Annotated in this window: 11 protein-coding genes; 4 read left to right on the top strand and 7 right to left on the bottom strand. The window is 27.9% G+C overall.

Annotated features, from left to right (window positions below; all coding sequences use genetic code 11):
• Nucleotides 1-117 precede the first annotated feature (117 nt).
• Together murB and I1A51_RS12555 are read right to left on the bottom strand one after the other, a co-directional pair.
• Entirely contained in the window at nucleotides 118-1,134 is a 1,017-nt protein-coding gene (gene murB, locus I1A51_RS12550; RefSeq protein ID WP_196894404.1) for a UDP-N-acetylmuramate dehydrogenase, read from the bottom strand.
• Between the two features lie 75 nt (nucleotides 1,135-1,209).
• Nucleotides 1,210-2,403: a pyridoxal phosphate-dependent aminotransferase gene (locus I1A51_RS12555; RefSeq protein WP_196894406.1), complete on the bottom strand. Its 1,194-nt coding sequence runs from the start codon at nucleotides 2,401-2,403 to the stop codon at nucleotides 1,210-1,212.
• 149 nt (nucleotides 2,404-2,552) lie between these two features.
• Here I1A51_RS12555 and I1A51_RS12560 point away from each other — a divergent pair, with 149 nt between their 5' ends.
• Nucleotides 2,553-3,701, top strand: a complete 1,149-nt coding sequence (locus I1A51_RS12560; RefSeq protein WP_196894408.1) for a retropepsin-like aspartic protease — start codon at nucleotides 2,553-2,555, stop codon at nucleotides 3,699-3,701.
• A gap of 5 nt (nucleotides 3,702-3,706) precedes the next feature.
• Here I1A51_RS12560 and I1A51_RS12565 read toward each other — a convergent pair whose 3' ends face one another.
• The 3 genes from I1A51_RS12565 to I1A51_RS12575 form a co-directional block, all read right to left on the bottom strand.
• Entirely contained in the window at nucleotides 3,707-7,147 is a 3,441-nt protein-coding gene (locus I1A51_RS12565) for an eCIS core domain-containing protein (protein ID WP_196894410.1), read from the bottom strand.
• 180 nt (nucleotides 7,148-7,327) lie between these two features.
• Entirely contained in the window at nucleotides 7,328-8,089 is a 762-nt protein-coding gene (locus I1A51_RS12570; RefSeq protein ID WP_196894412.1) for a hypothetical protein, read from the bottom strand.
• Between the two features lie 51 nt (nucleotides 8,090-8,140).
• Nucleotides 8,141-8,728 (bottom strand): hypothetical protein, encoded by a 588-nt coding sequence (locus I1A51_RS12575; protein WP_196894413.1) that lies wholly within the window; start codon nucleotides 8,726-8,728, stop codon nucleotides 8,141-8,143.
• A 173-nt stretch (nucleotides 8,729-8,901) separates the two neighbouring features.
• Between I1A51_RS12575 and I1A51_RS12580 the strand changes: the two genes are divergently transcribed.
• Together I1A51_RS12580 and I1A51_RS12585 are read left to right on the top strand one after the other, a co-directional pair.
• Entirely contained in the window at nucleotides 8,902-9,342 is a 441-nt protein-coding gene (locus I1A51_RS12580) for a hypothetical protein (protein WP_196894415.1), read from the top strand.
• Nucleotides 9,343-9,345: 3 nt separating this feature from the next.
• Nucleotides 9,346-10,227 carry a sterol desaturase family protein gene (locus I1A51_RS12585; RefSeq protein ID WP_196894417.1) on the top strand — a complete coding sequence of 294 codons (882 nt, stop codon included), beginning with the start codon at nucleotides 9,346-9,348 and terminating at the stop codon, nucleotides 10,225-10,227.
• 98 nt (nucleotides 10,228-10,325) lie between these two features.
• Here I1A51_RS12585 and I1A51_RS12590 read toward each other — a convergent pair whose 3' ends face one another.
• Nucleotides 10,326-11,975, bottom strand: coding sequence for an acetolactate synthase large subunit (locus I1A51_RS12590; RefSeq protein WP_196894419.1), 1,650 nt, complete (start codon nucleotides 11,973-11,975; stop codon nucleotides 10,326-10,328).
• 138 nt (nucleotides 11,976-12,113) lie between these two features.
• Here I1A51_RS12590 and I1A51_RS12595 point away from each other — a divergent pair, with 138 nt between their 5' ends.
• Nucleotides 12,114-12,674: a class I SAM-dependent methyltransferase gene (locus I1A51_RS12595; RefSeq protein ID WP_196894420.1), complete on the top strand. Its 561-nt coding sequence runs from the start codon at nucleotides 12,114-12,116 to the stop codon at nucleotides 12,672-12,674.
• A gap of 49 nt (nucleotides 12,675-12,723) precedes the next feature.
• On the opposite strand, the gene I1A51_RS12600 is transcribed toward I1A51_RS12595, so the two are convergent.
• A complete protein-coding gene (locus tag I1A51_RS12600; RefSeq protein ID WP_196894422.1) occupies nucleotides 12,724-13,266 on the bottom strand; it encodes a DinB family protein in 543 nt (180 codons plus the stop codon).
• Nucleotides 13,267-13,298: the final 32 nt, after the last annotated feature.

Consider the following 13,298-nt stretch of genomic DNA (forward strand, 5'->3'; position numbering starts at 1 on the left):
AAGATAAAGAGTATTCCAAGTTTGCGAAAAAAAGCGAAAGCTTTAATTTCAGGTTAAAATCAAGGCTCTAAGGAAGAAGATTCCTTAGAGTTTTTTTATTATTAAATTTTGAGATTTTTAATAGATATTCACTTCCATTTCTAAGGAAATTGCAAACTTTTCGAAAACAGTTTTTTGGATTTTTTGTGCTAATTCAAAAATCTCTTTTCCAGATGCATTTCCATAATTTACCAGAACTAAAGCTTGTTTTGTATGCACTCCAGCATCTCCAAATCGCTTACCTTTAAATTCAGCTGTTTCAATTAACCATCCAGCAGGAATTTTAGTTTCAGATTCCGAAACTTCATAAAATGGCATTGTTGGAAATTGTTCTTGAATTTTTAAAAACACATCTTTGGAAACAACTGGATTTTTAAAGAAACTACCACTATTTCCAATTTCTTTTGGGTCTGGTAATTTACTTTGACGAATTGCAATTACAGCATCTGAAACATCTTTAATTGATGGATTTTCAGTTTTGTTATTTTTTTCTAATTCTTGCTGAATTGCTCCATAACTTATTTTAGTTTGATGTGTATTTCTAGTAAGTTTAAAAGTTACATTGGTGATAATAAATTGGTTTTTGAATTCATTTTTAAAAACAGAATTTCTGTAGCCAAAATTGCAATCTTCATTTGAAAAAACACGAATTTCTCCATTTTTAATAGCAACAGCTTCCACTTCAGTAATTACATCTTTCACTTCCACACCATAAGCTCCAATATTCTGAATTGGACACGTTCCAACATTTCCAGGAATCAATGAAAGATTTTCAATTCCACCAAAATCATTTTCGATACACCAAAGAACAAATTCATGCCAATTTTCTCCAGCTGCAACTTTTACAAGAACATCTTTTTCATTTTTAGCAATAGTTTCTTTTCCTTTTATGTTTAAATGTATCACCAATTTCTCCACATCTTTTGTCAAAAGCATATTACTTCCTCCACTTAAAATAAATTTTTCATCAAATTCATTTAAAGAAAGAACTTGTTTTAATTCTTCTACATTTTGAACAGAAATATAATTTTTTGCTTTCACATCAATACCAAAAGTATTAAATGCTTTTAAAGAAATGTTTTGTTGAATTTTCATTAAAATTGGTAGATTTAAACTAAAAAAAAGACGTATCAGAAAACGTTCCAATACGTCTATATATTTTCAAAAAAATTATTTTTTATATACTTCTAAAGCATGTTTTAAAACAGTAACAGCAGAAATCAAATCTTCTTTCTTAAGAACATAAGCAATACGAATTTGATTTTTTCCTAAACCTTTAGTAGAATAGAATCCAGCTGCTGGCGCAACCATTACAGTTTGATTATTATGCTCGAATTTCTCTAAAATCCATTGTGCAAAATCATCCGCATCTTCTACAGGTAATTCAGCAATACAATAGAAAGCTCCTTTTGGCGCAGAAACTTTTACACCATCAATTTTATTTAATTCAGTGATTAAAGTATCTCTTCTTTCTTTGTATTCTGCAATAACTTCATCAAAATAAGTTTGTGGCGTATCTAAAGCAGCTTCACTTGCAATTTGTGCTAAAGTTGGTGGACTTAATCTTGCTTGTGCAAATTTCATCGCAGTAGCAATTAAGTTTTTGTTTTTAGAAACTAAACATCCAACTCTTGCTCCACACATGCTATAACGTTTCGAAACAGAATCGATGATAATCGCATGATCGTCTAATCCGAAATCGCTTAACACAGAATAATGTTTTACACCTTCATCATAAATAAATTCTCTATAAACCTCATCAGCAATTAAGAATAAATCGTGTTTCTTTACGATATCAGCTAATTCTTGAATTTCTTCTTTAGAATATAAATAACCTGTTGGATTTCCAGGATTACAAATTAAAATTGCTTTTGTTTTTGGAGTAATTAATTTTTCAAACTCTTCAATTTTTGGTAAAGCAAAACCATCTTCAATTGTCGAAACGATTGGACGAATTGTAACTCCAGAAGCTACTGAAAATCCATTATAATTTGCATAAAATGGCTCTGGAATAATAATTTCATCACCTGGGTCTGTAATACTTCCAATCGCAAATAATAATGCTTCTGAACCACCTTTAGTTACAATAATATCTTCTGCTCCAACGTGAATATCATTTTGTTTATAATAATTCGCAATTTTTCTTCTATATTCATCAGAACCTTCCGATTTACTATAAGAAATAATATCCATTGAAATATTTCTAATTGCATCCAGTGCAACTTCTGGTGTTTTAATATCTGGTTGCCCGATATTCAAGTGAAAAACTGTTCTACCTAATTTCTTAGCATTGTCAGCATAAGGAACCAATTTACGAATCGGAGATTCTGGCATATTTGTTCCTTTTAATGATATTTTTGGCATTTGTATTTACTTTTTAATTGATAAGCAAAATTGCAAAAAAAATTAAAATAAATCGACGTTTTTGTAAATCTTTTCTATTGAGTTAAAGTTTTATTAATCATTGTGAAAAGAACGTAAGCTTTAGTAACTTGTATGAAAATCCCATTCCTTTGAAACAGAATTACTTACATATCATTTTAACTTGTGTTTTTTTGGTTATTTACAACACTTCTTTCGCTCAAAATGAGTTCGAATTGTCGTATCCTAAAGAAAAACAAAAAGTTAGTTTTGAAATGTATGAAAATTTAATCATCATTCCAGTAAAAGTAAATGGTCATAAACTTCATTTTTTATTAGATTCAGATTTAAATTACACTACAGTTTTTCATTCAAAAAAGACAAAATTTCTTATAAATAATATTAAGAATAAAAACCATCTTTCTTCAGCAACACCAACAAATTTCGTTTCAAAAAACAATCAAATTGAATTGAAGAAAATTGTTGCAAATAATCAAAATATTTTAGTCGTTGAAAAGAATAAAGAGAATCCGATTTTATCGAAAATTGACGGAATTATTGGTTATGATTTATTGAAAAATTTTGTGATTGAAATAAATTATACAACACAAAAAATGGTGTTTTACAATCCAGATTATTATCGGTACAAATTCTGTCGAAAATGTAGTTCTTTTAAGTTGAATTTTATCGATAAAAAACCATATATGGCTGGAAATATTAAATCGTATGAAATGACTCGAAATTCTAGTATTGAATTGAGTTTATTAGTAGATATTGGAAATAATTCTTCGCTTTGGTTGCATGAGAATGAAAACAATTATCTTTTTAATCGAAAAATAGCTTATGAAGATAAAAATTTCACTATTGATCATTTATTAATTGGGGATATTAAAATTAAACATCCGACAACTGTAATTCATCATTCTGTAAATCAATTAAAGCAAAAAAATGGGCGAATTGGTGGAAAAATGTTACGGCAATTTCATATAATTTTAGATTATCCAAATAAGATGATTACATTACGAAAAAACAATGTTTCTTTACCAGAAAATGATTTAGTCATTTCCAATAAAAATCAATTACATTTTAAAAATCAAATGAATGAAATTGTAGTTCTTGCAAACGAAAATGAAGAAATCATTGATGAAAAAGAAACCATTTCTAATTTTGAAGAAAAGTTTTATTATCCAAATGAAATTCAACAATTAAAATCTTCTAAAAAGAATAAAAAAATCAAACTAATCGTTGAAAAAGACGGAAAACAACAAGAAATTGAAGTTACTTTAAAAGATATTCGATAATTTTTTTATTCAGTTTCTGATTGTCCTTTTTTAATTTCATTCAAAATTTCATATTCTTTTTCGATTTCATTTTGCAATTTATTCACCATTGAAATTCTACTGTTACTAGAAGAATCTTTTCTATATTTTTGAACAGCTTGCTCTAATTCTTCTAGAACTGATAATCTCTTATCTAAATCAGATGTTTTATGGTATTTTTCAATTGCATTATCCACCGGAATAATTGTTTTTCTCTTATTCATTGTGAAAACACCTTTTGTTGTAGAATATTTCTCCCATTCAGCTCTCGTCATAATTAAAGATGATGTTCCATTATATTTACTTCTGCTTTGCATGAATTGCAGCTTTTCATGTATAGTTTGTTTTACATAATCAGGTTTTTTAGCAATTTGTATAATTTTAGTATAAAAACCTGATTGTTTTTCTTCAGAAATTCCATTTCCAATATCTGCAATATCATAAACTAAACGCAATAATAATCTTTGATCACTTATCTTATCTCCTTTTGTTGCTGCATTTTCTATTAACTCAACAGCGGAAATTTCTTTATAACTAGCTATAGGTAATCTAGGTTTGTCCTTACCATTAAAAGTAGTTTTCTTTGGTTTTATTTTCGAATCACCTGAGTCAGATGAATATAAAACTCCTGTTGATTTCCACTCTCCTAGTTTCCATTGTTTAAATTTATATTCATATAATTTCTTCTCAAAGAAATAAAATGCTCTAGCTTTTATTCGAGCTCCTACTTCCGAAGTTAATTGCGCTTTAACTTCATAATCTGCTTTTGTTTCATGTTCTGGATTATCACTTCTTTTAATATGATACGAATCTTCATTGTAAAGAATAAATCCTTCTAAATTTGCTAGGAAACTTAAATCCGCCTGTGCTTTTCCATAAAGTTCTGCTCCGAGGGAAGCAATAAAACTTGAACCAACTGCTGCTCCAACATTTGCTTCTACACCTCCACTTCCTGTTATACTTACATTTCCGCCAAGTTTCCAAGGAACAATATTCGAATCTTCTTTAGATTTTGGCATTTTAGCAACACTTCCTTCAAGTCCTGCATCAATATCTAAGAAAGAAGCAATTCCTAATGAAACTTCAATTCCCGGAACAGGTACATAAATCAATTTTAACGAAGGCATTGGAGGACTAATTTTTTTATGTCCTTGAATAGATCCTTTTCCTTTTTCACCATCAAAACTTGCTTTTACACCAAATAATTTAGCAGAGAATTTATCTAAACTTTTCGTAACATCTTTTTTCGCAAAACCATCAGAACCAATTCGAACAGAAGAAACAGTTCCTGAGATAACTAAAGTTTCTAATCCTGTATTTTTAATCCATCCTAAATTAAATCCAGGAAGTAAACTGGTAATTTGACTTTTTTCTAAAGTATTTTTTCCTGGTTTTGGTTCTTCTTTATCTGATTGTTCTTCTTCAGAAACTGGTTCATATGCATAAATAAGTTTAATCAATCCTGCTTCAAAACCTTTTTTATCAACTTTTCCATCATGTATTTCAAACACTACTTTAGAATCTTTGCTTAAATCAAAAACTGTTCGAAGTAAAGCAACAGAACCTACAAATCCTTCTTCTGAATAGTTAATACTAACTTTTTCAGAATCTATCGTTAAATTATCTAAAATCTTAAGTTGAAGATCTCCTGTTAAATTTAAATTTGGTGTTTTTCCTTTTATAAAAGTTCCTGAAAATTGAGGATTTACAATTTTCAATCTATTATTGAACATATTTATAGTTCCAACTTTTGTGACTTCTAAAGAACCATTTGTAAATTGTCCTCCTGTTGTCATTCCAATTCCCATTTTAGATTGGAAGGATGTTGAAAAAATATTTATCGTTGCATTTGTATTTAGTTTTAATAAATCATTTCCTTTTGACCAATAAAAAGTGGTAGTCGACGCATCAATTATATCATTTCCAAACTTGATACTATCTACCTCTATTCCAACGAACTGTAATCCTTGTTTATTAAATCGTATTTTAGTTAATCTAATTCCTTGCCCTGTTAATCCTCCATTTATTCCAATTTTTTTATCTGTTAAAGTAATATTATGTAGAATTGTTTCCCAATCTCCATCATAAGGTATTCTGAATTTTAAATTATCTGTTCCCATTACATTTCCAAACAATTTAAATCCAAATCTAGCATTCATTTCCATTCCTGCTCTTTCTTCTTTATCTCGAACACCTTTCCATTTTTTCAATTCAGGATTTTCGGCAGTTATCCAAAAGAATCCTAAATTTTTATCAATCATTGGTTTTTTAGTTGGTTCAGAATCTACTGAAGTTTCATCTTGTGTATAGGTTGAAGATTCTTCTTTCTTTTCATCTCCAAATAAATAAGAAGAAACTGTATTATAAGTCGACCCTAAAGCTCCTGATTCGTACAATTTGTATAAAGCTCCCGAAGGACTAACAATAACTTTGTCCATAAACTGGACAATATTTGCTAAAGTTCTTACAAAATTACTTCCTCCAGCTAAAAGTGTATGAATATGTGATTCTGTGATTGCTCCTTTTAAACAAGTAGTACTAAATTTTCTTATTCCAAATCCTGTTACATATAAAATAGTAGTTCTAACCGATTCTGGAATGGAATCTACAATTTCAATTGCTGTATTTACAATTTTAATCCAAGGTGCAATTTTATTTAAATAATCTTTAATACTAACAGGAATAACTACTTGATCAACTAGATACAAACAAAGTTCTCTAACAATTTTTTGAACTGTTTTTGTTACTTCAAATTTTTGTAATTGTTTATAAATAAAATCCCAGGTTAAATCACCTCCTACTTTTTTTAAAGCATCTAAAGCAACATTTCCTCCTTGTAACTGAGCAATATTATTATTTGGAGAAGCAGCTAAAAAACTATAATCAAAATTTCCTCCGCTAAATTGCATCGCTTTAGCTCCCATCACATCTGCTTCTTTTTCTAAAGAGCTATCATCATTTATATGTATGCTTTTATATTGTTTTGTTGGCTGAACTCTTCCTTGTTTTTGCTGAACAACATGCCAAGCTTCATGTGGTAAGTGTTTTTCTTGACCAGATGCAACATGAATTTGATTTCCTTGTGCGTATGCATGTGCTTTTAATTGCGCTGGTTTATCAGAATTATAATGAACTTTTACATCATCCATAGAATAACCTGACAAATTTTCAATTCCAGATTTTAAATTATCTGGTAAACCTGTTTTATTAGCTTTTTTTTGAATTGGAAGTAAAGAAGTGTTTGTAGAATTTTGTTGAAATTGAAATGGATTTTTAGTTCCAGAATTTATCAAATCTTGTTTTTTCTTTTGTAAAACTGTTTCTGGTCTATTATCCTTAAATTGAAAAGTTGAATCCGAAGTACTTGTAGAAGAAATAGTATTAATGGAATTTTTACTTTCTTTTTTATTTTTAAGTTGTGTCTTCATTTTTCAATTTGCTTTTTTTCAATTTGCTTCCAACTTTCTGAAATGCTACAATTTAAAACTCAAAGTACAAATAATTCTTGATAACGTTATATAATCTTATTATTTTTTCATAAAATAATAATATAAAATAAAAAAATCCTCATAAAAATGAGGATTTACGAATATTATATGTTAATTTTTTTATTCTAAAATCTTAGCGTCGTCCATCGAAACTTGAGAATCTCCTTCAAAAATCCCAACAGTAGCTGGTGCTGTTTCATTACTTCTTAAAACATTAATTGAGCATTCATAAGTCCAATATGTATCATTATCATAAAACAAATAATAATGATTTCCACCACTTCCATCAAAATTTTTACTTCCATTTTCTAAAACAACCGAAGGTTTATCTGTCATTTTTGAATGAATAGGCCAAGAAGCATATCTATACTTTCCATTTGGCATTTGATCAATTCGAATACGCAATTCTTTTGTTTCTAATACCAAAATATGTTTTTTAAATTCTTTCAAACTTTTATAAACTCCTTTAGCACTTTTTTTATTGATTTCTTTAATCATTTCAACTTCTTTCAACGATTTATAATTCACAGAAATCAAATTTCCATTTAAATCTAGCCAGAGAGCTCCATTGTTGAACATAATTCCATCTGAACCAACTTTATCCCAATCTTTCTGGATATCAGAATTTACAATATCATGAATTAAACTATTATCAAAAACTTGCTTAAAACGTTTTACAAACTCTCTTTCTGATTTGATACTTGGAATTGTTTTTTTTCTTCTTAAAGGATATCTAACAATTTTTTTTAATCCATCAATATCTTCTTTTTCAAAATACTGAATAAATTTTTGAACTAATTTTTCTTGTTCTTTATTTAAATTTTGGGCGTTAATTTTAAAGCTTAAAAGCAATAATAAGATAACTAAGTAGCTTTTTTTCATGAATAAATTTTTAATTATTTTAATTTAGTTTTGAAAGCAAATATACTATTCTTAAGAAATATTATATTTCATTCGTAATAAAAAAGCCGTTTCTGTTCTTTTTCTAAATTTTAAAATAAAAGATAAAATTGCTATTAAGATTAAAACACTAAATAATTTTATCACATTTTCTGAGCCTATTGATGCAATCGTATAAATTAAAGATGTAATTTTTCTTTTTGAATGAAGAACTTCACCAGATTCTAATTTAATTGCAGCAGTATAGCTTAAAAAGAAAAATCCTATAGAAAATAAAATTGCAAATAATTGTGCTTTTGTATAAGAAATTAAGGAAGGAATTTTTAATTCATATTCAAAATCAGTCATTTCATTTTTTAAATATTCAAAAATTTCATCTCTTATTTTCTCTTCTAAAACAATGATTTCCTCTTCAGAACTTTCATTAAATTTAAATAAAATTTTATTGGAATTTGAAGCCAATTCTACAGATTTAATATATGAAAAAGGTAAGCTAAAAAGTTTTTTTGGAATAATTCCTTTATTCAAATTATTTATAATTTCTATTTCGTTTGAAGTATCAATTTTACCAAAATAGATTATCTCATCTTTAACAAATACTATTTTTTTTTCTTTTTTCATTTAAAATCCAAAACTTTTTCATGCTTTTTGTTTCAATTTATTAATGTGCCGACAAATATAAAAATTCACTTAAAATCATAAAAATTAATTATAATTCTATTTTTTGACTTATGTCAAAAGATTGCCCACTTCCTCACCATACTTTTGCTTCATAACAATTAGAAAAAAGAAAAATGACAGGAGTAAAATATTTTATTATAAGTTTTTTCATTGTAGGAACACTTGCTGGAATTCCACATTATTTTGCAAAAGATACCACTACAGAAACAGAAATTTTAAACCCATATGAAAATTTGGAGGGAAAATGGTCTGCAACTTTTAAAAGCACTTTTTTTAAAGGAATAATCCATTATAAATTCAATAAAGAAAATAATAGTTTTTATATCACAAGAGTGATTGAAGAAAATGGAACAGATTATCGTGATAATTCACTTTCTCTAGAATTAAAAGAGTATAACGGAACTTCTGGAAAAGGAATTTATCATTATCAAGATGAAAAAGTCAAAGAGAAAATTAAGTGTGAGGTAACTTTTAAATCGCCAAACAAATTAAAAGTTATTTATAATTATAAAGGTTACCCAATTACAGAAACTTGGACAAAATTAAAGCAATAAAACATGGAAAATTTAACAAAATTATTAAACTGGGAGGATGTCAAAGGTTGGTTTTATGTACTTAATGATTTGAGTATTTTCTATGTAATTCTTCCTTTTTTCATCGTAGAATTAGTTCGTTATACTTTTTTAAAACAAATGAGTTGGGATATCATAAAAGATTCCATTGCGAACATGATTACATTCGGAGCTTTTGTTTTTATCGAATATGCTTTAGGAATTTTATTCATTACAAAATTATATTTCTGGGTTTATGAACATATTAGTTTAACGCATTTGCCAATTACATGGATTACAATTATTTGTTGTATTCTCTTAGCAGACTTTGCATATTATTGGGATCACAGAATGATGCATCGAATCGGAATTGGCTGGGTAACACATACTGTTCATCATAGTTCGCCGCATTTCAATATGTCTGTTGCCTACCGTTTTGGTCCATTAGATGCTGTGTTCCCTTTACTTTTTTCATTACCAATTGTAATGTTAGGTTTTAATCCAATTTTAGTTCTTTTCTGTGAAGCTTTTGTACAAGTTTTTCAAACACTTTTACATACAGAAGCAGTCGGAAAATTAATAAAACCTATAGAAGCTATTTTTAATACACCTTCACATCACCGCGTACATCATGGTTCTAATAGACAATATTGGGATAAAAATTATGCTGGAATTTTAATTATTTGGGATAAAATTTTCGGAACATTTGAACCAGAAGTAGAAAAAGTTGTTTTTGGAGTAAGTGAACCAATTAATTCTAATAATCCAATTACTGTTTTCTTTCATGGATTTACAAGATTTGCTGATAAACTTAAAAATATAAAAGGATTTTCAAACAAATTAAAGGCTTTTGTTAAACCTCCCGATTGGGAACCTTCCGATGAGTAGAAGGGTAAGAATCTTTTGATTTTTCTCTTTTCCATAAAAGCATTTTCACCTAGATGAAAATGCTTTTTTTTATTTTATTTAGATTTATTGATTTCCAATTATAAAACACAAGTTTTAAGCTTTAAAAGAACATCTAATAAATCATGATTTTTAGAATAATCTACTTTTAAATCAATTAAATGAACACCTTTTTCATTTAAACTTTTCTTTAAAATTTTTTCAAAATCACTTACACTTTCTGGTCGATGTCCTTTGATATTTTCATAACTATTTGCATATTCCACAAAATCTGGATTTGTAAAATCTAAATCGTGTGTTTTAAATCCTCGTGCTTCTTGCTTCCATTTAATCATTCCTAAAGCATTGTCACGAAGAATTAAGATTACTAAGTTTAGATTTAAACGACTAGCAGTTTCTAATTCTTGTGAATTCATCATAAATCCACCATCTCCACAAATTGCCATTACTTTTCGTTGTGGATATAACATTTTTGTTGCAATTGCAGAAGGTAATCCAGCTCCCATTGTTGCCAAAGCATTATCTAAAAGCAATGTATTCGGATAATGACATTTATAATTTCTAGCAAACCATATTTTATACATTCCATTATCTAAACAAATTATCCCATCACTTGGCATTATACTGCGAACAACTTTTACAATATGTTGTGGAAACATCGGAAATTTATGATCTTCTAACATACAACTTGTATGTTTTTCAATTTCTACTTTTACTTTTTCAAAATAAGAAAAATCCCAATTTCTAGATTGTTTTATTAATAAATGAATTTCTTGAATACTGTGTGCTATATCACCAATTACTTCTAAATGTGGAAAATAAACCTCATCTAAATCAGCAGGAAAAAAATTGATATGAATTACTTTTTGATTTTTCTCTCTTGTCATCATAAATGGTGGTTTTTCAATCGTATCATGACCAACATTTATAATTAAATCTGCTCTTTCTAAAGCACAATGTAAAAAATCGGAATCTGACAATGCAGCACAACCTAAATAATGTTCATTTCTTTCATCAACAACACCTTTTCCCATTTGTGTAGTTGCAAACGGAATTTTAGTTTTATTGATAAAATCTGTCAAAGCTTTTGAAGTGCGTTTTCTATTTGCTCCACTTCCAATCACAATAATTGGCATTTTTGCTTCTTCAATTAATGCAATTGCTCTCTGAATAATATTCGCAGAAGCAAAAGGTCTTCGAATACTATTTTCTGTCAAAACAAAGCTATTTGCAACTTCTTCTTCTGCAACATCTTCGGGAAGTTCAAGATGAACACAACCAGGACGTTCGTGTCTTGCAATCCGAAAAACATTTCGAATTGTGGTCGCTAAATTGTTTCCATCCACAATTTGTTTGGTAAATTTTGTCACGGGTCTCATAATGTCAACAATATCTAATAACTGAAATAATCCTTGATGTCTTTCTTTGATTGGTTTCTGACCTGTTATCATCAACATTGGCATTCCACCTAATTGTGCATAAGCTGCTGCTGTGATTAAATTTGTTGCTCCAGGTCCTAAAGTCGATAAACAAACTCCTGGTTTTCCTGTTAATCTTCCAAAAGTTGCTGCCATAAAACCTGCTGCTTGTTCATGTCTTGTGAGAATTAATTTAATGGAAGAAGATTTTAAAGCTTCGATAAAATCAATATTTTCTTCACCTGGAATTCCAAAAATGTATTCCACTCCTTCGTTCTCTAAATTTTTCACAAAATATTCTGCAACTGTCATCTTTCATCATTTTAAAACATCTATTAAAAGGTACAAAATTTATTTCAATATTCTTATTTTCAAAACTTTAAAGAATCTTCTAATTTTTAGATTTATATTGTAAGTTTTACAGAAAAAATCGACCAACACGAATAAAAAATGAATTTATACCAAAAATGGTGTTTAAAGAAAGCACAAATCAAATACGATAGGCTTTTTAGTTTATACAATCCCAAGCAAAAAATTCTTGATATTGGAATTGGAAATGGTGCATTAAATTTTCTTTTTCAACAAAATGGATTAAATATCACAGGACTTGATATTAAAAACAAATCTGCGTTTACAGAAGTAAATCCTGTTTTATATTCTGGTAAAAAACTTCCTTTTAAAGACAAATCATTTGATGTTGTACAAATTATCACCGTTTTACATCATATTGATGATCCAGAATTAACTGTTCGTGAAGCGATGCGAGTTGGAAAAAAAGTAGTTATTATGGAAGATATTTATGAATCTACTTCGCAAAAATATCTAACACATATTACAGATAGTTTTGTGAATTGGGAATTTAAAGGTCATCCACATACAAATAAAACAGATCAAGGTTGGAGGGATTTATTTAAGGAGTATAAACTTGAACTTTCTTCAGCTGAATATTATAATTTTCTAGCATTTTTTAAGCAAGTTACTTATGTTTTAGAAACAGAAAATTTAAAATGAAAATCTGAATTTCGATAGATTTTCATTTTAAATTAAATATTTTATCATTTTATTTTACAGTATCTTCTGCTTGCATTATATGACGAATATTATGATAAATTAAAACTCTAAAAGTATCTCCTAATCTTAGTTTTATCAATTCAGAAATCGAAATTGCTGTTTTAATTTTTGTCAAATCTTTACTTTTTGCTTTTGCTAAAAGTTGTAATAATTTAGATTGTTGATTTAAAAAAACCGTAATAACAGAAGCATCCAAATCTTTATGTAAAGGATTTGTAGCTTGTAACGTTTTCATTTTATTTAATTTCTTTTTTGGCAGGAGACTTTTTGTAAAATAATTACCAATCATTCCACTTTTAAAAATCTCATTTTTTGGATACGAAGCACTTTCCATTCGTGAAGTAATTTCTGGCAAATAAAAAGCACCATACATATTTAAATGTTCAAAACATTCTAAAGCATTCCAACTTTCTGTGTCTTTTCTTTTTTGCAATACAGAAAGATCTAACTTCTGTAATTCCTTTGCTTTTTTAATGTTTTCTTTTGTCTGATTAATTAATTCTGCTAATAATTCTTCCGATTTGAATTTCATTGTTCTTTATTTTCTACAAAAATCGAATTTTA

Source organism: Aureivirga marina, assembly GCF_015767265.1.
GTDB classification, from domain to species: Bacteria; Bacteroidota; Bacteroidia; order Flavobacteriales; family Flavobacteriaceae; genus Aureivirga; species Aureivirga marina.